General features: G+C 40.4%; 28 protein-coding genes and 1 other annotated feature (1 of these 29 cut by a window edge). Of the genes, 2 read left to right on the top strand and 26 right to left on the bottom strand.

Going from position 1 to position 26,146, the window contains the following annotated elements:
* Positions 1 to 28: a binding site (T-box leader), on the bottom strand; it reaches 191 nt to the left of the window's first position.
* The 16 genes from BAU16_RS10255 to BAU16_RS10180 form a co-directional block, all read right to left on the bottom strand.
* On the bottom strand, positions 12 to 770 hold the full coding sequence (locus BAU16_RS10255; protein WP_048604889.1) for a DivIVA domain-containing protein: 759 nt from the start codon (positions 768 to 770) through the stop codon (positions 12 to 14). Its footprint overlaps the feature before it by 17 nt.
* Before the next feature lie 21 nt (positions 771 to 791).
* Positions 792 to 1,574 carry a YlmH family RNA-binding protein gene (locus tag BAU16_RS10250; RefSeq protein ID WP_048604888.1) on the bottom strand — a complete coding sequence of 261 codons (783 nt, stop codon included), beginning with the start codon at positions 1,572 to 1,574 and terminating at the stop codon, positions 792 to 794.
* Between the two features lie 17 nt (positions 1,575 to 1,591).
* Positions 1,592 to 1,855, bottom strand: a complete 264-nt coding sequence (locus tag BAU16_RS10245) for a YggT family protein (RefSeq protein WP_048604887.1) — start codon at positions 1,853 to 1,855, stop codon at positions 1,592 to 1,594.
* A 60-nt stretch (positions 1,856 to 1,915) separates the two neighbouring features.
* Positions 1,916 to 2,500: a cell division protein SepF gene (locus BAU16_RS10240; protein WP_161527021.1), complete on the bottom strand. Its 585-nt coding sequence runs from the start codon at positions 2,498 to 2,500 to the stop codon at positions 1,916 to 1,918.
* Between the two features lie 14 nt (positions 2,501 to 2,514).
* A complete protein-coding gene (locus BAU16_RS10235) occupies positions 2,515 to 3,192 on the bottom strand; it encodes a YggS family pyridoxal phosphate-dependent enzyme (protein WP_137605031.1) in 678 nt (225 codons plus the stop codon).
* Between the two features lie 12 nt (positions 3,193 to 3,204).
* Complete coding sequence (gene ftsZ, locus BAU16_RS10230; protein WP_048604884.1) at positions 3,205 to 4,443, bottom strand: cell division protein FtsZ; 1,239 nt, start codon at positions 4,441 to 4,443, stop codon at positions 3,205 to 3,207.
* A 24-nt stretch (positions 4,444 to 4,467) separates the two neighbouring features.
* On the bottom strand, positions 4,468 to 5,787 hold the full coding sequence (gene ftsA, locus BAU16_RS10225) for a cell division protein FtsA (protein WP_048604883.1): 1,320 nt from the start codon (positions 5,785 to 5,787) through the stop codon (positions 4,468 to 4,470).
* A gap of 159 nt (positions 5,788 to 5,946) precedes the next feature.
* Complete coding sequence (locus BAU16_RS10220) at positions 5,947 to 6,915, bottom strand: cell division protein FtsQ/DivIB (protein ID WP_161527020.1); 969 nt, start codon at positions 6,913 to 6,915, stop codon at positions 5,947 to 5,949.
* Between the two features lie 101 nt (positions 6,916 to 7,016).
* Complete coding sequence (gene murG / locus BAU16_RS10215) at positions 7,017 to 8,108, bottom strand: undecaprenyldiphospho-muramoylpentapeptide beta-N-acetylglucosaminyltransferase (RefSeq protein ID WP_161527019.1); 1,092 nt, start codon at positions 8,106 to 8,108, stop codon at positions 7,017 to 7,019.
* Complete coding sequence (murD, locus tag BAU16_RS10210; RefSeq protein WP_048604881.1) at positions 8,105 to 9,490, bottom strand: UDP-N-acetylmuramoyl-L-alanine--D-glutamate ligase; 1,386 nt, start codon at positions 9,488 to 9,490, stop codon at positions 8,105 to 8,107. Before murD ends, murG begins: the two co-directional genes overlap by 4 nt.
* A 12-nt stretch (positions 9,491 to 9,502) precedes the next feature.
* On the bottom strand, positions 9,503 to 10,465 hold the full coding sequence (gene mraY / locus BAU16_RS10205) for a phospho-N-acetylmuramoyl-pentapeptide-transferase (protein WP_161527018.1): 963 nt from the start codon (positions 10,463 to 10,465) through the stop codon (positions 9,503 to 9,505).
* 17 nt (positions 10,466 to 10,482) lie between these two features.
* Positions 10,483 to 12,687, bottom strand: a complete 2,205-nt coding sequence (locus BAU16_RS10200) for a penicillin-binding transpeptidase domain-containing protein (RefSeq protein WP_161527017.1) — start codon at positions 12,685 to 12,687, stop codon at positions 10,483 to 10,485.
* Positions 12,688 to 13,092 (bottom strand): cell division protein FtsL, encoded by a 405-nt coding sequence (ftsL, locus tag BAU16_RS10195; RefSeq protein ID WP_048604878.1) that lies wholly within the window; start codon positions 13,090 to 13,092, stop codon positions 12,688 to 12,690. It lies immediately after the preceding gene.
* Between the two features lies 1 nt (position 13,093).
* Complete coding sequence (gene rsmH, locus BAU16_RS10190; protein WP_161527016.1) at positions 13,094 to 14,056, bottom strand: 16S rRNA (cytosine(1402)-N(4))-methyltransferase RsmH; 963 nt, start codon at positions 14,054 to 14,056, stop codon at positions 13,094 to 13,096.
* 14 nt (positions 14,057 to 14,070) lie between these two features.
* Positions 14,071 to 14,502: a division/cell wall cluster transcriptional repressor MraZ gene (mraZ, locus tag BAU16_RS10185; protein ID WP_048605333.1), complete on the bottom strand. Its 432-nt coding sequence runs from the start codon at positions 14,500 to 14,502 to the stop codon at positions 14,071 to 14,073.
* A gap of 161 nt (positions 14,503 to 14,663) precedes the next feature.
* Positions 14,664 to 15,032 (bottom strand): DUF3397 domain-containing protein, encoded by a 369-nt coding sequence (locus BAU16_RS10180; RefSeq protein WP_161527015.1) that lies wholly within the window; start codon positions 15,030 to 15,032, stop codon positions 14,664 to 14,666.
* Positions 15,033 to 15,206: 174 nt separating this feature from the next.
* Here BAU16_RS10180 and BAU16_RS10175 point away from each other — a divergent pair, with 174 nt between their 5' ends.
* Entirely contained in the window at positions 15,207 to 16,163 is a 957-nt protein-coding gene (locus tag BAU16_RS10175) for a magnesium transporter CorA family protein (RefSeq protein WP_048604875.1), read from the top strand.
* A gap of 348 nt (positions 16,164 to 16,511) precedes the next feature.
* On the opposite strand, the gene BAU16_RS10170 is transcribed toward BAU16_RS10175, so the two are convergent.
* The 3 genes from BAU16_RS10170 to BAU16_RS10160 form a co-directional block, all read right to left on the bottom strand.
* A complete protein-coding gene (locus BAU16_RS10170; RefSeq protein ID WP_137605026.1) occupies positions 16,512 to 17,237 on the bottom strand; it encodes a dihydrofolate reductase family protein in 726 nt (241 codons plus the stop codon).
* 180 nt (positions 17,238 to 17,417) lie between these two features.
* Positions 17,418 to 18,392: an AraC family transcriptional regulator gene (locus tag BAU16_RS10165; protein WP_137605025.1), complete on the bottom strand. Its 975-nt coding sequence runs from the start codon at positions 18,390 to 18,392 to the stop codon at positions 17,418 to 17,420.
* A gap of 20 nt (positions 18,393 to 18,412) precedes the next feature.
* Complete coding sequence (locus BAU16_RS10160; RefSeq protein ID WP_202621261.1) at positions 18,413 to 19,273, bottom strand: SDR family NAD(P)-dependent oxidoreductase; 861 nt, start codon at positions 19,271 to 19,273, stop codon at positions 18,413 to 18,415.
* A gap of 326 nt (positions 19,274 to 19,599) precedes the next feature.
* Between BAU16_RS10160 and BAU16_RS10155 the strand changes: the two genes are divergently transcribed.
* The gene (locus BAU16_RS10155) at positions 19,600 to 19,716 is read left to right on the top strand and encodes a DUF4044 domain-containing protein (protein WP_069959644.1); all 117 of its coding nucleotides are present in this window, start codon (positions 19,600 to 19,602) and stop codon (positions 19,714 to 19,716) included.
* Positions 19,717 to 19,774: 58 nt separating this feature from the next.
* On the opposite strand, the gene recN is transcribed toward BAU16_RS10155, so the two are convergent.
* Genes recN through BAU16_RS10120 form a run of 7 tightly spaced genes read right to left on the bottom strand, consistent with a single transcriptional unit; the run spans position 19,775 to position 26,119 of the window.
* Positions 19,775 to 21,457 (bottom strand): DNA repair protein RecN, encoded by a 1,683-nt coding sequence (gene recN, locus BAU16_RS10150; RefSeq protein WP_048604871.1) that lies wholly within the window; start codon positions 21,455 to 21,457, stop codon positions 19,775 to 19,777.
* A 15-nt stretch (positions 21,458 to 21,472) separates the two neighbouring features.
* Entirely contained in the window at positions 21,473 to 21,922 is a 450-nt protein-coding gene (locus BAU16_RS10145) for an arginine repressor (RefSeq protein ID WP_137605024.1), read from the bottom strand.
* A 28-nt stretch (positions 21,923 to 21,950) separates the two neighbouring features.
* A complete protein-coding gene (locus tag BAU16_RS10140) occupies positions 21,951 to 22,766 on the bottom strand; it encodes a TlyA family RNA methyltransferase (protein WP_137605023.1) in 816 nt (271 codons plus the stop codon).
* Between the two features lie 14 nt (positions 22,767 to 22,780).
* Positions 22,781 to 23,665 carry a polyprenyl synthetase family protein gene (locus tag BAU16_RS10135; protein WP_137605022.1) on the bottom strand — a complete coding sequence of 295 codons (885 nt, stop codon included), beginning with the start codon at positions 23,663 to 23,665 and terminating at the stop codon, positions 22,781 to 22,783.
* Complete coding sequence (locus tag BAU16_RS10130; RefSeq protein WP_048604867.1) at positions 23,662 to 23,883, bottom strand: exodeoxyribonuclease VII small subunit; 222 nt, start codon at positions 23,881 to 23,883, stop codon at positions 23,662 to 23,664. Before BAU16_RS10130 ends, BAU16_RS10135 begins: the two co-directional genes overlap by 4 nt.
* A gap of 43 nt (positions 23,884 to 23,926) precedes the next feature.
* Complete coding sequence (gene xseA / locus BAU16_RS10125; protein WP_137605021.1) at positions 23,927 to 25,264, bottom strand: exodeoxyribonuclease VII large subunit; 1,338 nt, start codon at positions 25,262 to 25,264, stop codon at positions 23,927 to 23,929.
* Positions 25,265 to 26,119, bottom strand: a complete 855-nt coding sequence (locus BAU16_RS10120) for a bifunctional methylenetetrahydrofolate dehydrogenase/methenyltetrahydrofolate cyclohydrolase (RefSeq protein ID WP_048604865.1) — start codon at positions 26,117 to 26,119, stop codon at positions 25,265 to 25,267.
* Between the last annotated feature and the right edge of the window lie 27 nt (positions 26,120 to 26,146).

Here is a 26,146-nt window from a genome sequence, read left to right as displayed (position 1 = left end):
GCTTTTCTGTTCTACTTATTGGTTTCTTCGATTTTATTTAAAAGTTCTTTTGCATCATCAAGCGTGGTTACTTCCGTTTTTTCTGGAACACCGATGATTTTTTCACTTGATTCAACAATGGAAACACCAGAATTATCATTTGCTTCTGCCTCTGAGTTTACTTCAGAACCATTTTCATTGTCAAGCTCTTTTGCAACAAGTTCTTTGAAAACTTCATGTCCATCTTGTACATAACTTGAAAATGGTTTTAAGATTTCATCCCACTCTGGGCTCTTGACTTGTTCCAGTTGTGATTGCAACATCAACGCCAGATTTTGATGGAAGACCCGTGTTTTCGTCTTCAAATCATTGGTTTCCGTTGCTAATTGACGCGCATTTTGTGTAGCATCATTCAAGATATCTTTTGCTCGTTGTTCTGCAGAAGTCGTTAGTTGATGTGCTTGCTTTTCAGCCGTTGCAATCATTTCATCCGCTTTATTTTGTGCAGAGGTCACGATCACTTCCGATTCCTTGCTGGCGCTTGTTTTAACTTTGTCTGCTGTGTCTTGTGCCACGATGATTGATTGATTCAATGCATCTTTCAGTTCATTGAAATATTCCAATTTTTCTTCCGCATGTTTCAATGATTTTTCCATTTCACGATTTTTTTGAACCAATTCTTCGTAGTCACGAACAATCAGGTCTAAAAAGTCATCAACTTCGTCTTGATTGTAGCCTCTCATTTTTACCGGAAAGCTCTTATTTTGGATGTCTAATGGAGATAGTGCCATAGTTTATTCCACCTTTATTCATTATTTACGTAACACACCAAGCAACAGCCGGATCTTTTCTTTTTTTGTTGTTCCTTCTAACCCTTGAATCTGTAAACGACCAAATCCTCTTACTGAAACGATATCCAGTAAATCCAGAACAAAATCTGGTCGTGCAGCCTCCGCCCAATTCACCTTTACTTTTCCTGCCTCAATTAGCTGTTTTGAACGCTGACGAGAAATATTATAGATACTGGATACAACTGTATCTAACCGCAAAGAACTGACTGTTGCCCGTTCTTCCGTCCAACCATCTTTAGGAATCAAAATATCCGTATAATTTTTTTCTTCCAAACGAACACTGACATTGCCAATTTTAGTCACCTGCAATTGGACAAAGCTGCTGACCTCTGTCGCAACAAAAACCTGCCAGTTGGTGCCGTCAGAAATAATGTCACCGAAAAATTCCCGTTTGATTCCCGTTCCAACCAGAGTGCCAAGAACTTTTCCATGGCTCAAAGAGGCAAATTTTGTTGGGTAGTTGATTTCAAAAAGCGTAATCTCAAAATCACTACTCGTCGGTTCGTAATAATCAGGAAAAATCAAACAACGCTGACGTTCTGCCTGCTCATACCCACCATAAAATTGGAATTTCAAATCGGTCGACTGTCGAACCAGCGTCTCCACAATGTATGCTTGCCGCGGATCTAAAAAATCGGTCAAGTAAGGTGCGTACTGCATTTGAACCTGTTCAATCCAATCTTGAACGGCGTCAACAAAAGGGTGCTCTTCTGTGCGGAAATGTTGATAGACATTTGCATTCAAAGAAACTCCCCCTTTTTTTACATTATTCTAAACAGAATCATCGTAATTGCCCGACTTGCCAAATTCAAAACGATGACTGCAACCGCAATCGTAAAATCAATCGGTCCAACATGTAAGGGCAATCGGTCAAAAAGACTTAAATATGGTTCACAGATTTTTTTTAAAAAGCGTCCGAGTGCTGACTGATACCCACCGGGAAACCACGAAAGCAATGCATAGATCACTAATAAAATCGTATAAAAATAAATTGCTTGATTAAAATAATAAAGTAATGTGCTAATAAGTGCTTCCTCCTTGTTCCACTAACTTATTGATACAAGTGGAACTGACCATTTGTAAGTTTATAGATCGAACATATTCGTGTCCATTAAACTTTGGGCAGCGCCATCGATTTCAACACCACTTGGGGTACAAAGAAAGATTTCATCCCCCACTCGTTTGATATCACCATCTTGTGCATAGACAGTTCCTGTCAAAAAATCAACGATACGACGCGCCTGTTCTTCTTCAATCAGATGAAAATTAACCAACACCGATTCGTTATTCAATACATGCTTTGCAATATTCATCGCTTCAGAATAAACTCTCGGCTCCAAAATCGTAATTTTTCCAGACTGACTTTCCCGAGACTCCGCTTTTTTTCTTAAAGAACGTTGTGTCTGCGGTTGTGTCTGGTGCAGAGAAACAACCTTTTTTTCTTCTGCAGGATGAGACTGAGATTGTGCTTGCGGTTTTGGTGTTGATACTGGTTCACTTTTAGCAACCGCCACATTTGTGTTGTTATAATAACGATTTGAAGTTGCAGCAGTTTTTGATACTGCCGGTGTCGCTTGAACGACAGTCTGTTTAGGAGCTGCATATTCTTCATACTCGTAATCTTCATCAGCCAAACCAAAAAAATTCGCTGCCTTACTAAAGATCGACATCTAATTTCCTCCTTTTACATGTCTTTTACCAATGCTGTTCCTACCCGTATAAAGGTTGCTCCTTCTTGGATAGCAACGGAATAATCATTGCTCATCCCCATACTCAATTCTGTGCAAGGGGCATAAGATAGCTGCTTTTTCTGCTCATTTTCTTGAAGTAAACGTAGTCTGCGAAAAATTTCCCGCTGCTCTTCTTGGGTGGAATCAAAAGGTGCCATCGTCATCAGTCCAACGACTTGAATTTTATCAAAGGCAGCCAATTCCGAAATAAATTCTGAAAGTTGATCAGGAGAAATCCCCTGTTTTGTACTTTCCCCAGAAATATTAACTTCAACAAAACACTTGATAACTTTTTCCCCTCGCTTTTGGATTTCTCCAGCAAGTTTCAAGCTGTCAAGGGCATGAAAATAGTCTATCTCATTTATAATCAATTTTACCTTTCTCCGCTGCAAATTACCAATGAAATGCCATATAACCTGTGGAAAATCAGTCATTTCTTGTTTTTTCTCTAAGAATTTTTCTACACGGTTTTCTGCGCAATTCAACACACCAGCTCGGAGGACGTCTTTTGTTTTCTCAACATCGATCGTCTTTGTTACAGCTACGAGGGTAACCGAATCCTCGTTTCTACCAACAAGAGCACATGAATTCTGTATCTCTTGTCGGACCTCCCGCAAGTTGTCAGAAATCATGTGCTCTGCCTCCTATCGTTTACGACGGAAAAATGGTGGTGTACTTAATTCATCGTCGTCATTTGACTTCACTTCATCACGATTGAACGTATCGAATTCTTTTTTTTCGATGTTTTCAAATTGTGTGTCATCAACTCTTGGGCGAACATTTTGTTCTTTGCGAATATCCCAATCTCCAAATGCGTTGTCTTCTTCTTGAACAGGTTTTGCTTGTTCCATGTCTAAGACAGGTTTTTGGGGAACATTATGAAGTTGACTTTGTCGGGATGACCGGTTTGACCGATTTTCCTTTTTTGTTGGATCAATTCCTGTCGCAATAACTGTTACGCGAATTTCATCGCCTAGATCTTCACTGATAGAAGTACCAAGAATGATGTTCACATCACCAGTTGCGGCATTTGCAACGATATCTGATGCATCTTGTGCTTCAAATAACGTCATATCCAATCCACCGGTAATATTTAGCAGGACTTGTTCTGCACCATCGATGGATGTTTCCAACAATGGAGAAGAAATAGCTTTCTTCGTTGCTTCAATCACACGGTCTTCACCACTAGCAACACCGATTCCCATTAAAGCTGTTCCTTGATTTTCCATCACTGTTTTTACATCGGCAAAGTCAAGATTGACATAGCCTGGTGCAGTGATTAAATCAGAAATTCCTTGAACACCTTGTCGCAAGACATTGTCTGCTTCACGGAATGCTTCCAACATTGGCGTTTTCTTATCAACAACTTCCAACAAACGGTTGTTGGAAATAATCAACAATGTATCTACATTTTCTTTTAGTTTTGCAATACCTTCTGCTGCAAAGCGACCGCGTTTTGGTCCTTCAAAAGTGAATGGACGTGTAACAACACCCACAGTCAATGCGCCGATTTCCTTTGAAATCTTCGCTACGATCGGTGCGGCACCAGTACCAGTTCCGCCACCCATACCAGCAGTGATAAAAATCATATCTGCGCCGTCTAAAGCTTCACGAATTGATTCTTCACTTTCTTCTGCTGCTTTTTGTCCAACTTCCGGCTGTGAGCCAGCACCAAGACCACGGGTATATTTAGGTCCTAATTGAATGACCGTTTCAGCTTTTGAATTTTTTAAGGCTTGAACATCGGTATTTGCTGCGATAAATTCAACGCCTTTTACATTTTCTTCAATCATACGATTCACAGCATTGCCGCCGCCACCGCCGACACCGATTACTTTAATCACAGCGCCGTCATTGATGTTGTTATCAATTGAAAATTCCATAGTGTGTACTCCTCCTGAGGTTGATTAGTCGAAAATATTGGAAAAGAAGTCTTTGATTTTATCAGTTACACTTCCACCAGTTTTTTCTTCTGGTTCTTCTTCATATGTTTCTTCTGGATGGTCAAAGGTTTCATAGTTGATTTCTTGTTGAACGGCTGCTTGTTGCACCGGTTGTACTTTTTCGCCGGTTACAGCTGTTTTTGCTAATTGATAGACCTCACTAAGGTTCGCTGTATAATCAACGATACTGATGACATTGGTAAATACCGGATTACGCAAGCCCATGTGATTTGGCACATATAACTTAACATTCGTATCGAAGATTTCTTGTGCCAAGTCAACAACACCTGGTAAACTTGCTGCACCACCGGTCAAAATCACACCGCCCGGTAAACTCAAAGCATCAATTTCTTCTAAAACTTCTTTTGATTTAGCAAAAATTTGTTCCATCCGTGCTTCGATTACTTCTGAAAGGTAACGTTCATCGATTTTTACTGGTTCAGATTTCCCAATCACATCAACAGGAAATTCTTCACTAGCTGAAGTACGTTCAGGATAAGCATCCCCATAATTGATTTTTAATGCTTCTGCATTATTGAAGGATGTATTCAAAACAGTCGAGATATCTTTGGTTACATACTCGCCGCCTTCTTGGTTGACGTGCGTAAATTTCAACTGCTTGTCGTGCATGACCGAAGTCGTTGTTTGACCGCCGCCGATGTCGATTACGGTCGTACCGAAATCTTTTTCGCCGTCAGACAAAATTGTTTCGGTTAATGCAAGAGGTGTGATCACCAGTTCATTGACGACCAGACCGGCTTTTTCTGCACATTTACGAATATTGTGAAGAATCGTTTTCGGTCCTGTATATACAACACCGAACATCTCTAAACGAACGCCAATCATTCCGCGTGGATCTTTGATTCCTTCAAAGCCATCAACGGTAAATTCTTGCGGTAAAATCGTGATAATTTGTCTTTCTGGAGGTGTAGAACGGACTAAAGCGGCAGATGCCACATTACGAACATCCTCATCGGTAATTTCTTTTGATTCACTGTTAACAGCAATCATTCCTTGGCAATTTTCAACTTCTAACAGCGTTGCCGGTACACCGACACTCACACTGCGGATTTGAATACCTGCTTTTTCTTCTGCTTGTTTTACTGCACGTTGAATTGCTTGGACTGTTTTTTCAATATCGACGATGATTCCGCGATTGATTCCTTCTGATTTAGCATTCCCTACACCAATGATGTTCATTTGGTTGTCCACATATTCAGCAACTACAACTTTTACAGAAGTAGTACCAATATCAAGACCTACATACATTCCCGTCTTTGCCATGAATGGGATTCCCTCCTACTTTATTCCATATACCGCGAACAAATACTGCTCGTATTTATATACCATTTGATTAATTTATTCACTGCTACCAATTCTACCACAAAAAGCGGACATTTAGAAACCTGTTAATGAAAAAATATGTGGAAATTTTATTGATTTTTATTGATTTTCACTCTCTTGTGGCTCTGAACTCTCAGTTGTTTTTTTCTCTTCTTTCGGGTAGGCATAAGTAAAAATTCCTACCTCCATGTCCACAATGCCTTTTTCCTTCATATCTTTTGCAACCTGTGGATAATATTGCATTTGTTTTGTTAGGTTGGAAATATTTACGATCACCTGATTGCCATCGTTCATATAGAGATTTAGCAATTCATCGTTGCTTTTTGTAGGTGCATAATTAATTTGCGAAATCCCGCTGCGAATTTCTTGAGACAGTTTTCTATACTTCTTTAAGACAGATAGGATTTTTTTCTCTGACGTAAAATTTTCTAAAATTGGTAAATCCTGAGTTGGTTTTTTCAGCGTTTCTTCCATCACTTGCCCATTTTCCAAAATCGGTGAGTAGGTATCTCCTTTTGCCAGAAGTGCCACCTCCTGATATTCTGTTACGGTCAAATGAAAGTGATTGATATTTTCGATTGAAAGTGACGTACTCTTGATTCTTGGCTGTTCTGCAGTCAGTTTTTCTTCATTCTGCCCACGTTGGAAAAATTGAGTCCACAGGTTTTCTTGCAAGCGAAAATTGGTATCTTTTAAAATTTCTGCGGTAGCTACTTTGTTATTCCCCGAAACAGTAACTTTTGCCAGCTTACTCAAAGGTGAAACGTAATACAGCGTGAAAAGCAAGGGAATCGTGAAGAGTACGATTAAAAAAATCAATCGGCGATGAAGAAGCAAATCCCGCTGAGATTTTATTTTTGGTAAACGATCTGCAAATGAACCATTGGTCGGCTCTCCTTTGCTTTCTTCCATCTCGACATCGTCCGTTTTCGTTTCATCGGACGCTTCTTCTTCCACAATTTCTTCTGTCATCGTATCTGGACTACCATCAATGATTGATGGCGACCAGCTTGGTTGATCGCCTTTTTCTTTAAGATAACTCAAATTAGCTTTTTGCCACGGTGTCAACTCCGCCTCATTGATTTCTGGTTCTTTGGATTCAGATTCCTTTTTTGTCTCATCAGGAGTTTTTTTGCTAATGACGATCACCACCTTAAAAAAATAAATACTTAAATCAATGTCTGTACTAAGTTGAATAGTCGTTCTGCCGCATCAGGTATACCTTGCTCCTTGGAGGCAGCCGCCATCTGTTTCCGCAACTTCTTGTCTTCCATGATTGCATCAATTGCTAAAACCAGTGATTCACCAGTCAGCTCATCGTCGCGAATCATTCTCACGGCACCATGATCAACAAGACTTTGGGCATTCTTCGTCTGATGGTCATTTGTCACATAAGGACTTGGTATTAAAATCGCCGGTAAGCCTAATGCCGTAAATTCTGCAATTGAGGTTGCTCCGGCACGTCCAATCAGCAAACTGGAATTTGCCATGACTTCAGCCATTTTATCAATATACGGCTTAACACTGACAGTTGTCAATCTATCAAGTGAAATCGTTTCATTCTTTTTAATTTCTTCAAAATACCGTTCTCCCGAGGCATACAGGACCTGGTAGTCTTTTTGGGCTAACATCGGTAACGCAGCAACCACTGCTTGATTGATTTTTAGCGCTCCCTGACTTCCTCCAAAAATCAACACGGTTTCCTTCGCCGGATCTAAATCGAATTCTTTTAAAATATCAGATTTCCCACTGTCTCTGACTTCCGTTGCTCGAGGATTCCCTACAAGCACTGTCTTATCTTTTGGAAAGAAAGCAGCAGCATCTTGAAAAGCAATTGCAATTCGATCTACATAGCGGCTTAGAAATTTATTGGTAATACCGGGAACACTATTTTGTTCATGAACGATGGTTGGAATGTTCAGCTTCGCAGCAGCATAAACAACTGCGCCAGAAACATACCCGCCCGTGCCGATTACGATATCCGGTTTGAATTCTTTTACAATTTTTTTTGCTTGGCGAATACTTTTCATAAACAGATGAATAGTTTTAAAATTATCCAACGATAAGCTTCGCTTAAATCCTTGAATTTCCAATGTTTCAAAAGGAATATCTGTTTTAGGTAAAATTTTGTTCTCCAGACCTTTTTTCCCACCGACATATAGAAACTTTGCAGTTGGATCTTGTTTTTTGACATATTTCACAAAAGCTAACGCGGGATAGATATGTCCACCCGTACCGCCACCAGTTACTAAAACTCTCACTCGTTTTCGCTCATTTCTATTTGTATTTTCAGCGCTTCGATTGCTGCAATAAATCGATCCCCGCGAACTTCAAAATTAGGGTATTGATCCCAACTGGCATTTGCCGGAGATAGCAAGATCGTATCACCCGGTTGGCTAATTTCATAAGCCAAAGGAACCGCAGTCTCAGCATTTTCTGTAAAGATTATCTCTGGAATTTTGGCTTTTTCTGCTGCTTCAGCCAATTTATGCTGTGTTTCGCCAAAAACTATGATAGCTTTGATTCCAGTTAATGAAGGTACGAGTTCATCAAAAGAATTGCCTCGATCCAATCCCCCGGCTAATAAAATGAGTTTTGAATGTTCAAAACCGCCAAGTGCCATTTCAGTTGCCAGAATATTCGTCGCTTTCGAATCATTAAAAAATTGTCTTTTTTCAATCACATCAACAAACTGCGTCCGATGAGGAACACCGGTAAATTGTTGCAAGGCCATTCGAATCTTTTCGGCAGAAATTCCCCATGTTTTGGCTACAGCAATTGCTGCAAGTGCATTTTCAATATTGTGTTTTCCTGGTACACCCAGTCTGTCAGCTTCAATAATCGGTTCTGCTTTGAAATATAAGATACCCTCTTGTAAATAAGCACCTTCGACTTTTTCTACTGTTGAAAAAGGAACAATGGTTGCTTTTGTTTGATGGCTTAACTTTTGTAATTCTTCTTGATTCCAATTCAAAACAAGAAAATCATCCGCCGTCATATTTTGTTGAATGTGCCATTTTGCTTTCACATACTCACTGCGGCTGCCGTGGTAATCCAAGTGTGCTTCATAAAGATTAGTAATTACGGCTACTTTAGGGTGAAAGGTTTGAATTCCCATTAGTTGAAAACTCGAAAGCTCCATTACTAGTACATCTTCTTGTTGTGCTTTTTCTGCAACGGAGCTCGCAGGAAATCCGATATTTCCTGACAAACGTGCAACGCCAGAAGTCAGTCCGGCATTCAACGTTCGCTCAATCATAGTAGTTGTCGTCGTTTTCCCATTTGTTCCGGTGATTCCGATAATTGGGCAGTCAGCAATTTGATAGGCCAATTCCACTTCTGTGATGATTGGCATCCCTTTTTCTAACGCTTTTTTGATTAAAGGATGTGAATAAGGAATACCGGGATTTTTAACCATCAAGGAGAAATCCTCATCCAACAATTCAATTGGATGCTGACCAGTGATGACTTTGATTCCTAAAGCCAAAAGATCCTGTGCTTCGGGATTTTCATCAAAGGGCTTTCCGTCATTAACGGTGACAAGTGCGCCCAATTCATGTAACAATTTGGCCGCACTGAATCCACTCTTTGCTAATCCTAGCACAAGAACTTTTTTATTTTTATACATTGTTATTTTTTTCATTTTCTCCATCTCCTACAACACAATCACTAAAGTAACAATCGAACAAACTAACGCAATCAACCAGAAGGTAATATCGATCCGCCATTCAGACCACCCGCTCATTTCAAAATGATGATGAATGGGTGACATCTTAAAAATTCGTTTTCCGGTTAATTTAAATGATGTTACTTGTAACATCACACTTGCAGTTTCACAAACGTAAACAAGTCCTATAAGTAATAGTGTCCATTCTTGATGAAGAAGAATCGAGATTGCTGATAATAATCCCCCTAAGGCTAATGAGCCCACATCTCCCATAAAGATTTTTGCCGGTTTATGGTTGTAAGGAAAAAAGCCCAGCAAACCGCCGATGACGCTTAAACAAATGATCAATACATCAAACTGTTTCTGTTTCCAAGCAATGATGCCATAAGTAGCAAAGGAAATAATGCCGAGAATCGAAACTAACCCATCGATGCCATCGGTCAAATTGACGGCGTTAGAAAAACCAACTAGCCAAAAAATCACGAAAATGCCATAAATCAACGAAAGATTCAAATCATAACCAAAAAGATTTAAGGTATTTCCATTGCCATCCATCAGGTATACACCATAAAAAACGACTGCACCGACAATTTGACCAATCAATTTTTGTAAGGAGGTCAATCCCATATTTCGTTTCATAAAAATTTTGATGAAGTCATCTAAAAAACCCAGCAATCCATAAAGGAATAGGATAAATAACAGAATAGACAGTGCAGGTGTCAATTCCTTTTGCCACGCTCCTACCCAAAGTCCCGTAAGAATACTACTGATAAGGAAAACGACACCACCCATCGTTGGGGTTCCCGCTTTGACATTATGCCATTTTGGGCCTTCCGTTCTGATTTCTTGTCCAAATTGTTTTACTCTGAAGTAACCGATAAATAAAGGCATTATCGCAAACGTCATTGCAAAACTACTCACGATTGGCAATATCATTTTCGTCCATTCCATTTTCTTCTCTCCTCAAATCAATTATTCTGTAGGGTAAAGGTGACTTCTTCGTTGATTTTTTCATAAGGGGCAACACTTTGTTCTACACAATAGCCTTCCCCTTCAAAATTCACAGTAATATCCAGTAATTCTCCTAGTTTCAGCAAATCGGCTTTGGACCATCCGCTGGTATCCGGCATAGTGAATTCATCACCCGTCGTTTTTAGCAACAGCCGCTCTGAACTCATCAACTCAGAACCACTTGGTGTCGATTGTTCTTTTACTTTTTCACCGTTTCCGATAACGATAGGATTCAGTCCACTCTTTGTCGCATCATTTGCAGCTGTATCAACAGCAAGATTGCGATAATCAGCAACGGTGATTGTTTCAGAGTTTTCTTTGTCTGGCTGACTTTCTTCCGTTTCTTTGAAGTCCATTGCCCGTTTTAGTAACGGATTACCAATACTTGCCAATGCATCTTGTTCCCAAGTTTCCGGTACTTTCATTGTCATATATAAAATATACTCTGGTTCCTCGGAAGGAATCATCTCCACGATTGAGTAGAGATAGGAAGTTTCCCCTTCCAAATACCCACCATCTTCAGCGACCACTTGGGCAGTTCCGGTTTTAGCGGAAATATTGTATCCAGGAACCTCATAATGCCCATAGGCACTTCCGTAGTTCTCACTTTCAACAACATCTCGCATATACTCCCGCACTTTAGAAGCAGATTCTGCGGAAACAGGTTGTCCAAGTACTTCTGGTTGAGTTACCCGTTCTTTGCCGGTAGCAGGGTCAACGATTTTACTGATATATTGTGGTTTCAACATTTTTCCGTCATTAGCGATTGCAGAAAAGGCCTGCATCATTTGAAAATTCGTTACCCCAATGGCCTGACCAAAGGAACTCATTGCTTGGTCCACTACATTTGAAGTAGGCAATATTCCTACATTTTCATCCGGCAATCCAGAGTAAGTACTTTTCCCGAAACCAAACTGTTGCAGGTAACGTTGCCACCGGGTTCCCAATTTTTGTTCCAGTTTGACCATGCCGACATTACTTGACCACGAGAGCGCTTGGCGCATGGTTAGGACACCTTTTGCCCCTTGGTCATGGTCATTGATGGTTGCGTCAGCTACCTTGATTTTCCCAGAGACGAAGGTTTCATTCTCATTGAATACTCCATCATCCAATGCCGCAGCAGTCGTCATGACTTTCATGGTTGAACCTGGTTCATACCGATCCTGTACCAATAAATTGCGCCATTCAAATTCGCCGTCTTTAAATTCCGTTTCCGTTTCTGGATTAAAGGTTGGCCGTTGTGCCATGGCTAAAATTTCGCCTGTTTTGGCCTCCATCAACATTGCAGTCATATTTTCTGGTTTGTATTTTTTATTTGACGCATCCATTAACGTTTCCATATAGGTCTGCAGACGACTATCAATCGTTGTATAGATATCTTGCCCATCTTTTGCCTTAACTTCTTCTGCAACGGTTCCTGCCAAAGGGTTTTGATAGTTGTCCTTCTGATAAACAACCTTTCCATCTGTTCCACTCAACACATCATTGTAGGAAGCTTCCAGACCTAAAATTCCTTCTAAACCTTTGTCTATACCGTTTTTATCGACTTTTGACTCAGCGATACCAATAAAGTGAGAAGAGAAAACACCGTTAGGATAAATACGTGCAGGATGGTCATCGAAATACAGCCCGGTCAATTCTTGTTCTTCCAGCGTTTTTTCGATTTCTTCTTTTTTCGCTAACGTGATTCCTTTACCATTTTTTCCAAATTCCACTTGGTACCGTTCATCTTTTAGACCGTTTTCCAATTGTGACAGGGCGTATTTCTTTTCCATCCCCAATTTGTCATGGAGGATCTCAGCCAGTTTATCAAAGTTCTTTTCTTCGGCATATAACTTTTTAGAGCCGGTCATATATTTGGTGGATAGAATCGCTTTGACAGAATAGGAAGTCGCATCTTCCGCAATCGCAATCCCATTCCGATCATAAATCGTTCCACGACGAGCTTTTACTACACTAGACCCTTGGTACAGGGCTTCTGTTTTTTCTTTTAGTGAGGTACCAGCGACTTGACCAACGACCACTAAATAAGTCAGTCGAGCGGCAAATAAAAAGAACAACCCAATACTCGTAGCAAATAAAATAATACCTACTTTTTTGCGATTGTTCATCGGATTTAAATTTTTATTTTTAATGTATCGTTTGATTCGTTTAAAGCTCATTTACTTCACTTTCCTTAAGTTATCATCATTGATCGTCAAGCCTTGTTTTTCGGCAACCTTTTTGATGCGTTCCGTTTTGGAAAGCTCACTTTTTTCTTGTTCCAGACGTGTCGTTTCCTCATTTTGTTGTGTCGTTTCCGCTTGGATTAACGAAACATCATGCTCAAGTTGACTGATATCCGTGCGCACATAAATAGTAAGAACTGCTAGACCAATAATTGCGGCAAAAAGGATGGCACCTATCAATTTTTCAAGTTTGCTGATCCGTTTTAATCTGCGGGCTGGAGAATGAGGAACTTCAATAATCTCTGGCCGTTCAGGAGGTGTTTGAGCGGATTTGTTTGGTTGTGGTTGTTCGATGAGTGGTTCGGTATAACCATAATCGTGGGCTTTCAATTCCGCCATCTTAACTCTCCTTCCTTCTCGCTTTCTCTGCAATGCGCAATTTTGCGCTTCTTGAACGATTGTTTTCAGCCAGCTCTGCTTCCGAGGCAACCAGTGGTTTTCTCGTAATAAGTTTTAGTTCTGGTTGGTATTCATCAGGAACGACCGGTAATCCCGGTGGAAGATCCTGTGGACTGCTGTATTCTTTAAACATTGTCTTTACGATTCGATCCTCTAATGAATGGAAGGTAATCACGCTGACTCTGCCATTTTTTTTCAGTAATGCAATGGCCTGTTCCAGTGATTCCTCAATGGCACCCAATTCATCATTCACTGCAATTCGAACAGCCTGGAAAATCCGTTTTGCCGGATGTCCGCCTTTTCTTCTTGCCGGTGCCGGAATGGCTGCCTTGATTACTTCAACTAATTCACCAGTGGTTTCGATCGGTTTGTTTTTGCGAACCCGTTCAATTTCCCGAGCAACTTGTTTTGAAAATTTTTCCTCGCCGTAACGATAGAAAATTTTTACTAATTCATGAAAATCATAGCCGTTGATGACATCATAGGCAGAAAAATCCGCACTCTGATCCATACGCATATCTAATGGTGCATCTTGATGGTAACTAAATCCTCGTTCGGCTTCGTCCAATTGAGGCGAAGAAACTCCTAAGTCGTACAAAACACCATCCACTTGATGGACACCCAACTGGGCAAGTTCGTCTTGTAAAAAGCGAAAATTACTTTTGATAAAGGTCACTTGTCCCTTTTCAACATAAGGTGCCAAGCGTTGTTTCGCATGGTCGATTGCTTTTTGATCTTGATCGAAAGCATAGAGATGTCCTTTTGCTCCTAATTGGCTCAACAGGTATTCACTATGACCTGCGCCGCCTAATGTGCAGTCAACATATACACCATCAGGATGAATTGCTAATCCATCGACAGTTTCTTTTAGCATTACCGTATAATGTTGAAATTCTGCAGTCATCTGTTTGCCTCTTCCTATAGCCCAAAATCAATCATTGTTTCAGCGATTTCATCAAAGTTTTCCTCTGCTTCAATCGAGAATTCATTCCAGCGTTGTTCATCCCAAATTTCAATTCGATTCGCTACACCGGTAATCACGCAATTTTTTGTCAAATCTGCATGCTTTCTTAATGTCGCCGGGATATTAATCCGACCTTGTTTATCAATTTCACATTCTGTCGCTGCAGAATAAAAGAAACGGACAAAGGTACGGGCATCTTTTTTTGCTAGGGGCATTTCATTTAATTTTTTTTCTAAATTGTTCCATTCAGGTAAAGGGTAACCAAATAAACAACCGTCTAATCCTCGTGTCACCACAAACTTTTCGCCAAGTTTTTCACGTAGTTTGGATGGTACGATTAGTCGGCCTTTTGCATCGATCGTATGTTGGAATTCTCCCATAAACATCGACAAATATCCCCCAATCTCCACCTGATATTCATAGTCTACCACAATCCCCCACATTCCACCACCTTTTCTATGAAATGTCATGAGAAGTTTTTTGACTATTTTTTACCAAAGATTTTGAAAAGATTGGAGCCCTTTTGTCGCGTTCTTTAAAAGTCTTTTTATAAATAATGTAGCAGATTCAGGACGATCAAAACAACATATACGATAATCGAAAGCAGAAATACTAAGCGCCAAAACATTTTTCCGTAGCGGGCATATAAAATCTCACCATAGTAATACGCTTGAAAAACCGCCACGATAATTCCCGTAAATAAAATCGAAATGAAAAAATACGGTAAAAAGGAAGTTTCAAAGGTATTTTGTGATAATTGATGCAAGCCCAACCACAAAAAAGGCACACTAATATCAGGTGCTTTGATTTTTAACCGCTTTTGTAACGAAAAAGTGGTGACTAAAAAATTGGCTGCGAACAGCACGATAATCGGAAATAGATACCAAAACACTAAAACTGGCGTAAAACCTTGCATAATGCAGTTCCTTTCTTTTTAACTAGAGTAACTATACTTCATTTTCTTTACATAGATGTTTCAGTTCGTTTAAAAGTTTATTCAGATATGCAGCCTTTTCTAAAAAAATCAGAGGCTTATCCGAGAAATCCTTACTCTTTTCCCTTATAATAGTAGTAACAAGGATGTGAGCAGATGATTCAATACTATACGATCACAGATAAAAAGCTGGTGCTCTGTGGAGACAAAAAAGAGGATGCCTTATGGTTGCATATCGAAAAACCGGAGATTGAGGAAATCAGTGAAATATCGAAAAAATTTCAACTACCAAGTGATTACTTGACCGCCATTTTGGATGATGCCGAGAACTCCCGTGCAGAAGGCTTGGAGCAGGAAACTTTTTTGCGACCGGTTCTTTTGTTGCTGCAATTTCCCTATGTTTCGACAAGTCCCAGCGGGTATTTGCAATTTGAGACCTTCCCCCTTTCGTTAATCATTACGCCAGACAAAAAATTGATCAGCGTATCAAATTACCACCCAACATTTTTCAGCAAACTGATCCAACAACCTTTACCCAACAATGACATGAGTGATCGGGTCAATTTAACACTAGAGATTTTGTGGCATTTAGTCTTAACCTACAATGATCATTTGCGGGCAATCAAAGGACAGGTGGAAAAACTAGAAGGTCAAATCCAAGTCTCCACCCAAAATAAACATCTGTATCAAATCATGGATATTCAAAAAAGCTTGGTCTTATTTGAAGCAGCGACCGAGGCGAATTTTAATACCTTAAAAGAATTGGCCCATTCCCCCGAATTCAAAAAGAATCATGCGTACCGCAACCATCTCCATGATATTTTGGTGGAAACAGAACAATCGACGACTTCTGCAAAAATCCATTTGAAGTTAGTGAATCAGATGACAGATATTTTTTCTGCGATTGTTTCAAACAATTTAAACAATGTGATGAAAATCCTGACTTCATTAACGATTGTCCTGACAATTCCAACAATTGTCGGCGGCTTTTTCGGAATGAACGTGAAATTGCCCTTTGCCTCTCGAGCGGACGCCTTTTTTCTGATATCAATTGCTACCTTAATTTTATGCTATATCACGATTTATTATTTAAGAAAAAAAGATTTGTTGTGAACACCTTTCAAAAAAATTACCTATCTCTCCATCAAAAAATGCCTATACTACGACAGTAAATGAAAGTTGCTGATTTTTCAATAACAATCAGCAAGTGGCGCATTTTTCAAGTAAATGTTTCTTTTTCAGTCACAAAATTTTATACTGCAAAAGCGATGAGAGACTCAGTCACACAGTCTCCCATCGCTTTTAGATTGTTGTTGAAAGATGATACTCCCACGTGGAACAAAAAATACACGGTATTTACTTCTATTGTATTCGTAGTAATTTCCTGTTACAGGACTACTTTTTCGAAAGTATTTTTTATGTAACTATACACTTGAGACATTTTCTGTTTACGCCAATTTTTCATTGCTCTTTTTTGATACCCTCTCTAGCAAACAGAAGATGGACACCCCCACCATCAATTGGTGTTGCTTTCTTCAATGGAAAAGCCGTATTGTGATAATCAGCCCATAATTCTACAAAGGATTTCTCATCTCTATTTCCTTCCACATAAGGAGCAACCGTCAAAGATATTTCATCAATCAAATCTTCCTTGAAAAATGCTCCGTTGATAACAGCTCCACCGCACAATACCAGCGTTTCCACACCAAATTCAGATTTCAATTTCTTCAATGCTAACTCAATATCCATCTCTTCTTCGCCAGCAAAAATATAAGGAATACCGACCTCTCTTAAATATGCAAGGTATTCTTTTTTTGCTTTCTTTGTCAAGACCTCTACTAATAGAAGCCGCTTGCCTAAATGCTCGAAATGACTTGTTCCCCAGTTGCATCTGCCTTTTCTGTCAAAACTGACAAAATAATGCTGATTAGGGTCTTTGATGATATAGTCCTCATAGTCTACTTCTGTGTCGCTATACTTTGAAAAATCTATTTCGGCACTGCCAACTATTTTTAACGTTTCTTCATTTGTCGCTCTACCAGTCGCCATTGCTGTTCCAAATTCAAAGAGTGCCTGATAATAATAGGGAAACACAGATGTTTCAACAAGCGGTTCCTTTTCAAAATTTCCGCTGATTTTCCCATCTATCGATGTTACCATGTGACAAATTACGTTGCTTCTTTCCATAAAAAAATTCTCCTTTGATTCGTTATTATATCAATCTCGTGTTAAAAAAGACAAAATCTAGTGAGCGCTATCAGTTCACAGCTTACACCATGTTTTGTCTTCATCTTCAAACGAGAGTGGTATTGAAGTAATTCTCACAATATGATAAACAGAGGTGTAGCAGAACTTTCTTCATACTAGTTATGAAGAAAGTCTCGCCTTATATTCCGTAACCGTCTTTCCCGTCCACTTCTTAAACGCACGAGAAAATGATGCTTGATCTTTATAGCCCACCAAATAAGATATTTCTTCCGTCGCAAGTTCATCCACATGAATATAATTGACGGCTAAAAGCTCTTGCACCTTCTGGACAAGTTGCGCGTAGGTGGTTCCCTGTTCTCCTAATTTTCGCTGCATGGTACGAACGCTGACTCCCAAAGATTTTGCAACTTCTTCTCGGGAAAACCAGTCACTCGGAATAGCAGAAAACAACGTCTTCTCTACAAGATTGATAAACATATTCTCCTCTGAAAGTTCTGCAAGCCGCCTTTTTAATTCCGGTTCCAAATATTCCCACATAACATTATTGTGGGTAATATAAGGCCGAACAACCTCATCCAATCGAAAGGTGACCGCATTTGTTGCAGACATCTCAGGAGTAATACCCAAATATTCCGTCAGCTCTTCACTATATGGATACGGACTTTTTACTTTCAATGGCTTTATATCTTTTCCGGTGCCGGTGCGGATTAGACTGACCAACACAAGCTGTTCATTAATGAGAGAAAAGCGGGGCATGGACGAATTTGGGAGATCAAAGCTCAAATGAATAGTTATTGTCTTTTCGTCCTCCTGTATATCGATCTCAAGAGGACAAATCAGTCGCTTATACCGAGCAAATCGGTGAAATCCCTCCAATGCATTTTTTGCACACAGAGCAACAAAAATGGGTGGCATAAAGGTTTGGATATTTTTCACTTCACTGAAGGCCAAGATTTGCTCATCTGTAATTTCACTATCCAGTTCAAACAAAAATTTACTATAATCTGTTGGAGAGAGTTCAACTTCCTCTTTCCATAGAAGATTAGGAATTTCGGCTCTCTGCAAAATATCATCCAAGGAAAGGCCGATACCTTTAACAAATTCTTGAAATTGCTTTGTAAGCGTAATCTTCATTTTATCAACCCTTCTTTAGTCTATAACGATGGATACTTCACGCCAGCCATCTTTTCACTCTGTTCCCAAAGCGAACGGGCTGTCTTTTCATCATAAGCCAATTTATGTGCTTTAGCGATCTTTCGCTTGTAGTAATATTCTCCTGGCTGCCAATCTTTTCCCGGTGTAGTAGTTGCAAGCCATACCGCTGTATCCGCTCCTTGTTCCGGTGGAATCATTGCCAATATTTTTTGTGCAAACTTATGTCGCTGTGCAAAACGATACATTCCACGCATCAAACCATTGGCTTCCTTCGCAAAACTTGTAAGAACGTTGCCCGGATAAAAGGCAACCATAGACATTCCCGTTTTACCATAACGCCTGTTAAATTCTTTGGTAAAGAGTATATTTTCTAGCTTCGCATTTCCGTAAGCACTGGAATTGCTGTACCTTTTCTCCATATTAAGGTCCTCAATGTCAAGTCGGCTGAGACCGCTATTGCCAACACTTGAGGTATTCACGATAGTTGCTTTGCTTGCAGCAAGCGTATCAAAAAGTATGTTCGTTAATAGAAAGTGTGCCAGATGATTGATTTGAAAAGTTTTTTCATATCCGTCCACCGTTACAACCCGGTCACCATAAACGCCACCAGCGTTGTTAAATAACACATCAATTTGTGGAAAATCAGTACGTAGCTTCTTGCCCAGTTCCCGCACCTCATCAAGTTTTGTAAAATCTGCGACATAATACGGTGCTTTTAGTTCTGTACCGACCGCTTTTGTTTTTTCAGGAGAGCGTCCAATGATGACAACATTGGCGCCTTTTTCTTTTAACTGGCGAGCCAATGCCTTACCGATTCCATCACTTGCCCCCGTAATAATGACTGTTTTATTTTTCATCATACAGTTTCCTCTCTTTCAATTACTATTTAAAGTTTACCAAACAACAGATACAATATGAATGATAATACGCGTCGTTATTTTAGCATTTCGTGCCATTTTGCAAATTTATTTGTGTGTCACCTTCAACTTCAGCTGCTCCTTTATTCCCATCTCAACTCTACTCAGCTTATCACTAGCTGTCCTATCATCAGGTTCAAGAAGATCTTCCCGAATGAAACAAATTTATTAAAAAAAAGAAAACTTTGTAAACTTTTTCAATTGTTACTTGAAGAAAGAGACGTTTGATTGTAAACTTTGAATAGCAATGATAAAAAAGGGTGGATCGTATGAACGAAAAAAAATCAACCAGCACGTTTTCCAAAGTTACAAAAGTCGTTATCTGGACTATGTTGATTCTAACAGTAGGTTCCGTATTTTTAACAGCCATTTTCAGCATTATGTAAAAAAATAGACAAAGAGAGTAGAACAAATTTTTTGTTCTACTCTCTTTCTTTTTATGGATTAACCAGCTGCTCTAGCCATCTCCAATAATTCTTTGGCATGTTGAATCGTTAATTCAGTGATTTCAGCACCTGCCAACATCCGCGCAATTTCATCCACACGTTCCTGCTCATTTAACTGTTTGACTTGCGTGATTGTACGTCCCTTTTGGATTTTTTTTACAATGTAGTATTGATAATCCGCACTTGCAGCGACCTGCGGTAAATGAGTGATACACAAAACCTGTGAATTGCGAGCAATTTTAGAGATTTTTTGTGCGATTGCTTGCGCTACTCGCCCACTTACCCCTGTATCTACTTCGTCAAAAATAATACTGGTAATTCCTTGTGATTTTGAAAAAATCGTTTTCAATGCCAACAAAATCCGTGAGAGTTCTCCTCCTGAAGCAACTTTTACCAAGGGTTTTAGCGGTTCTCCAGGATTTGTCGTCAAGAAAAATTCTACGTCATCAAAGCCGTCCTCTTTCAGCACTTTCTTTCCAGAATTAAAAACAACCTCAAATTGGCTGTTTTCCATGTAAAGATCTCTCAACTCTTGTAGAATTTCTTTCTCCAAGCGATGGGCAATCATTTTTCGCTGTGTATGGACTTTTTCAGCCAACTGCCAGACAAACGCTTCTTTTTGTTGCAATTCTTGCGCCATTTTATCCAAGGCTTCTTCAGAAAAATCCGCTTCTGTTAATTCTTCCGTAATTTTCTCTGCGTAAGCCAATATTGCGGGAATCGTCTCCCCATATTTTCTTTTTAACTGACGAATCAAATCCAATCGCTGTTCGACACTTTCCAAACGTTCTTCATCAAGCTCTAGACTATCCACCTGCCGTGAGATTTCGCCAGCGGCATCCTGCAAAAGATAATAGGCTGTTTGAATATTTTCACTAATTGCTTCATAGTCCGAGTCCAAATGAGCGATGCCTTGCATCTCACTCAGAGCAACACCGACACCATCTAAACTAGGTGCGCCTTCCGCTGCCAAGGCTTCATAGCCATGAGCCAATGCATCCACGATTTTTTGGTAATTGCTTAATTTGTCCCGTTCATCCGTCAACTGCTCTTCTTCCTCCGGTTGCAGTTGTGCCTGCTGAATCTCTTCTTGCTGAAACCGCAGCATATCCATCCGCTGCACAAACGATTGTTCATTCATTTGTATTTTGCGAATTTGCTGTTCCAACTTGCGATAGCTCAAGTAGTTTTCCCGATAGTCAGCCAACAATTCTTTGTACTTTCCATCTCCAAATTCATCGATCAAAGAAAGATGTTGTTCCGGCTGTAATAATTCTTGGTGTTCATTTTGCCCTTGGATATCCACAAGATAGGCACCGACCCGGCGTAAATTTGCCAGAGTAATCGTTCGACCATTGACTCGACAAATATTTTTCCCCGTGATTGCCATGTCTCGTTGAATTATCAATAGGTTTTCTTCCGTTTCGATTCCTAATTCCTCCATTAATGCAGAAAAATCGGGACGAATGGGCATTTCAAACAAGCCCTCCAACAGACATTTGTCGCTGCCCTGCCGAATATAATCACTAGACCCGCGGCCACCTGCCAATAATCCCAACGCATCAATAATGATTGATTTACCAGCACCAGTTTCCCCAGTCAAGGCAGTCATTCCTTTATAGAAACTCAGTTGCAATTCCGAAATAATTGCAAAATTCTTGATCGTTAGCTCCAGTAACATCTGCTGCCTCCTAGATTATAAATAATGCAAAAAATCACGGCGAATCATTGCAGCGTCTTCTTCTGTGCGGGTGATCATCAACACATTATCATCATCATTCAACGTAGCGAACAACTGCTCTTTAAACCGGCGATCAATCAAATTTGCCGCTGCCGATGCATTGCCGGGCAAGGTTCTCAGAATAACGAATTTTTCCATCTGATCCACGGCAACAAAAGCATCTTTTAAAATTTTGGCCAGTTTGGCACCCACGTCTTCCACCGTTTCTGCCGGCAAACTGTAACGGTAGCCACCATCTGGAGAAGGCACTTTAATCAGTTTCAATTCCTTGATATCCCGGGAAATCGTTGCTTGAGTGACGATGACATCCCGCTCTTTAAGCAGTTCAACAAATTCTTCTTGCTTTTGAATATTTTTTTCACTTAATAAGCGGGTAAGCAAACGGTGTCGGTCTTTTTTTCTCATCCTTATGTACTCCTCTCATTTTTTTCGACTATTTATCTAACTGCTGATGGGCTTCTTTTACTAGCTGGGAAATATCGATAGATTCCGCGATAGTTCCCAATTCATCGCTTTTTCTTAAGTGGATGATAAACTCGATGTTTCCTTCTCCACCCGTAATCGGCGAAAAGCTGAGACCTTTGACATCATAGTTTTCATTTCTTGCAAAAGCCACAATCTCTTCGACTACTTGTTGATGGGTTTTTGGATCACGAACAATCCCGTGTTTTCCAACGGCTCCTTTTCCGGCCTCAAATTGTGGTTTGATCAAGGCCATAACATCCCCATTTTCAGCTAAAATTTCATGCAACGGCGGCAGCATTAATCGTAAAGAAATAAAGGAAACATCGATTGTTGCGGCTTCCGGTCTGCCTTCACTGAAATCTTCCGGTTTTGCATACCGAAAATTGGTTCGTTCCATCACGACTACCCGTTCATCCTGCCGGATCTTCCAAGCTAGTTGATTGTAGCCGACATCTAGCGCATAGCTCATTTTAGCCCCGTTTTGCAAAGCAACATCGGTAAATCCACCCGTTGATGCTCCAATATCCAAGACAATTTTATCTCGCAATGTAAAATCAAAAATCTTCAACGCCTTCTCCAACTTCAATCCACCACGGGAGACATACGGCAACTTCCGGCCTTTAACTTGCAGCTGTGTACTCTCTGCAATTTTTTCTCCTGGTTTATCCAGACGTTCATTTTTTTCAGTATACACTTGACCAGCCATGATGCCTCGTTTTGCCTGTTCACGTGTTTCAAACAGACCTTGCTGATGTGCCAAAACATCTACCCGTTCTTTTTTCATTTGGTTCCTCTTTCTTATAGTCGAAATTGCTCAATCAGTTCCGCAAATAGTTGCGGCTGAAAATCGGCTGAATTTTGTAATTCTTTTATTTCTTCTTGCCCATACATTAACGTTTCTGATAATGCTTGCCGGGCCCCGTCGATTCCTAATAAAGAAGGATAGGTGCTTTTTTCTAAAATCGTGTCACGATTAGGATTTTTCCCAAGAACTTCGGCTGTTGCAGTCGCATCCAACAAATCATCTCGAATCTGAAAAGCTAACCCCAAATGTTTAGCAAAGCGTTGAATAGACAGAATCATGGATTCCGGTTGCTCAGCTAAGATTCCGCCGCTAATCATTGCAAAAGTCATTAAATCACCGGTTTTATGTTGATGAATCTTTGCAATCTCAGCCAACGGCAGATGCTGACCCTCTGCTTGAACATCCGCTGCTTGTCCGGCGACCATTCCTTGCGTTCCAGCCGCTTTTGCCAATTGCTGAATCAGCAAAAGCTTCGGACTTGCTTTGATATTTGCCAGACTCAGCAAATGAAAAGCCTCTGTCAGCAAACCGTCACCCGCCAACACAGCCGTTGCTTCATCAAATTTCACATGATTTGTAGGCATGCCTCGGCGTAAATCATCATTATCCATTGCCGGCAAATCGTCATGAATCAGCGAATATGTGTGCAGCATTTCCAATGCGGCCGCAGCTTGATACGCACCTTGTTCGATTTCTTTCCCAAAAGAAGCAATCGTAGCCAGAAGTATCAGCGGGCGCAAACGCTTGCCCCCAGCCTGAACGGAATACATCATGCTTGCTTTCAAGCGGTCATTGATGACATGTTCATCGATAAATCGTAGAATCTCGGCTTCGACCGCCGGCAAATGCTCACGGCGAATGGCTTCTAGATTTTTCATTCTGCCGCCTCTTCAAATGGTTTTTCTTCGTTGTTTTCTGACATCATTTTTGTTAATGTTTTTTCAGCCTTCGTCAAAGTATCCTGGCACTGCTTACTTAATACCATTCCTTTTTGAAATGCTTGTAACGCTTCTTCAAGGGGAACATCTCCTTGCTCCAAGCGGGTAACGATTTGTTCTAATTCTTGTAATGACTCTTCAAATGTTGGATTCGCCATGATTCTCCTCCTCGTTCCATCTACTGAAAATTTCTACGCGTGTTCATTTTTTGCTGTCTTTTAATTCGATTACTTGAACTTTTGCCTGTCCATCTTGATAATGGATCAGCAATTCATCTTTTGGCCGCAATCCGGCAACCGACTTTACAACTGTTTCGTCTTTCGTGGTGTAGCTGTAACCTCGACCCATGATTTTTAATGGACTCAATAAATCCAAAGACTGGATGGCTTGTTGCATTTGTTGTTGTTTTTCTTCTATTAATTGTCGACTTTGCTTAATCAGCCGTTCATTCAAATAGTTCGTTTGCTGTTGCGCAGCTTGAACTCTCGCTAAAGGAATTAGTTGCTGCAGGCGGTGAATCGACTGGGTGGCTTGTCGCTCTTTTTCAAATAGCAGCTGCTGCATTTGCTGTCTCATCCGTTGATTCAGTTGGTCCAAACGAATCGATTGTGCTTCATACAACCGCTCTGGCTGACGAAAGACATAAGAATTCAGGGCTCGTTGATAGCGTTCATTTTTTTTCTGCAATTGGAAAATAAATGCCTGTTCCAAACGTGCTTTTCGTTCTCGAATTTTTACCACTTCTTCATTTAAGACCGGTACGGCCAATTCTGCCGCCGCAGTTGGGGTCGCAGCACGAACATCAGCAACCAAATCAGCAATGGTTGTATCTGTTTCATGCCCAACAGAAGAAATAATCGGTGTTTTTGCGGCAAAAATTGCCCGTGCTACCCGTTCTTCATTGAAGGGCCACAAATCTTCGATGGAACCTCCGCCTCGCCCAATGATCATTGTATCAAAATCACCGGCTGCTTCCACCCGCTGAATATTTTTTACAACATCATCCGCAGCTTTATCCCCTTGAACAACGGTCGGAAATAAAACAATTTGGGCAATTGGATACCGACGGCGAACCGTTGTAATGATGTCTCGAATAACTGCACCGCTTGGACTGGTCAACACGGCGATTCGCTTAGGAAATCGCACCAGATTTTTTTTCGGTGCTGCAAACAATCCTTCATTCCCCAGTTTTTCTTTTAATTGTTCGTAGGCTTGATATAACGCACCGATTCCGTCCGGTTCCATGTGTTCGACATACATTTGATAATTTCCACTGGCCTCATAAAGAGAAATTCGGCCAACCACCAGAACCTTCATTCCTTCTTCTGGTTTAAATTTCACTTTATCAAAGGCACCCTTGAACATCACTGCAGAGATTTTTGCACCGTCGTCTTTTAAACTGAAATATTGATGATTGGGGCGTAAACGAAAATTGGAGATTTCTCCCGTCAGATATACCCGTTCCAAATAGGGATCTGCATCAAATTTTCGTTTCAAATATTTGGTCAGTGCTGTAACGGTTAAATAGTCTTGTGCCATTTACTCACCTGATTTCTGTCCTTTTGCTGCTTTAATCGTTTGGTACATCAGCATGGTGATTGTCATTGGACCAACACCTCTTGGCACGGGCGTGATATAAGAAGCGATTGGTTCCACTTCATCAAATTTCACATCTCCGATTAGTTTGCCTTCCTCATTACGATTCATTCCGACATCAATAACAACAGCGCCTTCTTTGACAAATTCTTTGGTGACAAAATGCCCTCTGCCGATTGCAACGACTAAAATATCGGCTTGTTTGGCTAATTCAGCCAAGTGTTTCGTTTGAGAGTGGGCAATCGTAACTGTGGCATTTTCCGCCAACAAAAGATGTGCCATTGGTTTGCCTACGATATTGCTGCGCCCGATGACTAACGCTTGTTTGCCTTTTAACGAAATATTGTACGCCTCAAACATTTTCATGATACCAAAAGGAGTGCAGGGAATCATTTCCGGTTTGCCGGCAAATAATTTTCCTAAATTCATTGGATGAAACCCATCGACATCCTTCTTGGGGTCGATTGCCAGCAATACCTTTTCTTCACTGATTTGTTTTGGTAAAGGTAATTGAACCAAAATACCGTGATATGCGGGATCCTGATTGTATCTTTCAATTTCTGCCAATAGTGCGGCTTCAGAAATATCACTGGGATAACGTTCAACTTTTGAACGAATGCCGATACGTTGTGCAGCTAATTCTTTATTTTTAACATACGTCTGGCTGGCGGGATTCTCCCCCACCAAAAGAACGACCAAACCAGGACGAATGTGTGCTTCTTCAAGTTCTTTTACTTCTTCGGCAAGGCGTTGCTGCATGGTTTCTGCCAACTCTTTGCCTCTGATCAATTCTGCCATGGAATCCGCTCCTTTTTAACCCATTTG

It is taken from the genome of Enterococcus sp. JM9B, assembly GCF_009933265.1.
Classification (GTDB): Bacteria; Bacillota; Bacilli; order Lactobacillales; family Enterococcaceae; genus Enterococcus_C; species Enterococcus_C songbeiensis.
This window is presented reverse-complemented; position numbering and strand designations above follow the sequence as displayed.

Excerpts from the sequence above, each read along its gene's own strand:
- BAU16_RS10200 (WP_161527017.1), bottom strand. The coding sequence starts at position 12,687 with ATGAGCTTTAAACGAATCAAACGATACATTAAAAATAAAAATTTAAAT.
- ftsL (WP_048604878.1), bottom strand. The coding sequence starts at position 13,092 with ATGGCGGAATTGAAAGCCCACGATTATGGTTATACCGAACCACTCATC.
- recN (WP_048604871.1), bottom strand. The coding sequence starts at position 21,457 with ATGTTACTGGAGCTAACGATCAAGAATTTTGCAATTATTTCGGAATTG.
- BAU16_RS10255 (WP_048604889.1), bottom strand. The coding sequence starts at position 770 with ATGGCACTATCTCCATTAGACATCCAAAATAAGAGCTTTCCGGTAAAA.
- ftsZ (WP_048604884.1), bottom strand. The coding sequence starts at position 4,443 with ATGGAATTTTCAATTGATAACAACATCAATGACGGCGCTGTGATTAAA.
- murD (WP_048604881.1), bottom strand. The coding sequence starts at position 9,490 with ATGAAAAAAATAACAATGTATAAAAATAAAAAAGTTCTTGTGCTAGGA.
- BAU16_RS10130 (WP_048604867.1), bottom strand. The coding sequence starts at position 23,883 with ATGGCGAATCCAACATTTGAAGAGTCATTACAAGAATTAGAACAAATC.
- BAU16_RS10140 (WP_137605023.1), bottom strand. The coding sequence starts at position 22,766 with ATGAAAAAAGAACGGGTAGATGTTTTGGCACATCAGCAAGGTCTGTTT.
- BAU16_RS10165 (WP_137605025.1), bottom strand. The coding sequence starts at position 18,392 with ATGAAGATTACGCTTACAAAGCAATTTCAAGAATTTGTTAAAGGTATC.
- BAU16_RS10145 (WP_137605024.1), bottom strand. The coding sequence starts at position 21,922 with ATGAGAAAAAAAGACCGACACCGTTTGCTTACCCGCTTATTAAGTGAA.
- BAU16_RS10180 (WP_161527015.1), bottom strand. The coding sequence starts at position 15,032 with ATGCAAGGTTTTACGCCAGTTTTAGTGTTTTGGTATCTATTTCCGATT.
- BAU16_RS10175 (WP_048604875.1), top strand. The coding sequence starts at position 15,207 with ATGATTCAATACTATACGATCACAGATAAAAAGCTGGTGCTCTGTGGA.
- BAU16_RS10170 (WP_137605026.1), bottom strand. The coding sequence starts at position 17,237 with ATGGAAAGAAGCAACGTAATTTGTCACATGGTAACATCGATAGATGGG.
- mraZ (WP_048605333.1), bottom strand. The coding sequence starts at position 14,502 with ATGTTTATGGGAGAATTCCAACATACGATCGATGCAAAAGGCCGACTA.
- rsmH (WP_161527016.1), bottom strand. The coding sequence starts at position 14,056 with ATGACTGCAGAATTTCAACATTATACGGTAATGCTAAAAGAAACTGTC.
- xseA (WP_137605021.1), bottom strand. The coding sequence starts at position 25,264 with ATGGCACAAGACTATTTAACCGTTACAGCACTGACCAAATATTTGAAA.
- BAU16_RS10235 (WP_137605031.1), bottom strand. The coding sequence starts at position 3,192 with ATGATTTCTGACAACTTGCGGGAGGTCCGACAAGAGATACAGAATTCA.
- BAU16_RS10135 (WP_137605022.1), bottom strand. The coding sequence starts at position 23,665 with ATGAAAAATCTAGAAGCCATTCGCCGTGAGCATTTGCCGGCGGTCGAA.
- BAU16_RS10240 (WP_161527021.1), bottom strand. The coding sequence starts at position 2,500 with ATGTCGATCTTTAGTAAGGCAGCGAATTTTTTTGGTTTGGCTGATGAA.
- BAU16_RS10120 (WP_048604865.1), bottom strand. The coding sequence starts at position 26,119 with ATGGCAGAATTGATCAGAGGCAAAGAGTTGGCAGAAACCATGCAGCAA.
- BAU16_RS10155 (WP_069959644.1), top strand. The coding sequence starts at position 19,600 with ATGAACGAAAAAAAATCAACCAGCACGTTTTCCAAAGTTACAAAAGTC.
- mraY (WP_161527018.1), bottom strand. The coding sequence starts at position 10,465 with ATGGAATGGACGAAAATGATATTGCCAATCGTGAGTAGTTTTGCAATG.
- BAU16_RS10160 (WP_202621261.1), bottom strand. The coding sequence starts at position 19,273 with ATGATGAAAAATAAAACAGTCATTATTACGGGGGCAAGTGATGGAATC.
- ftsA (WP_048604883.1), bottom strand. The coding sequence starts at position 5,787 with ATGGCAAAGACGGGAATGTATGTAGGTCTTGATATTGGTACTACTTCT.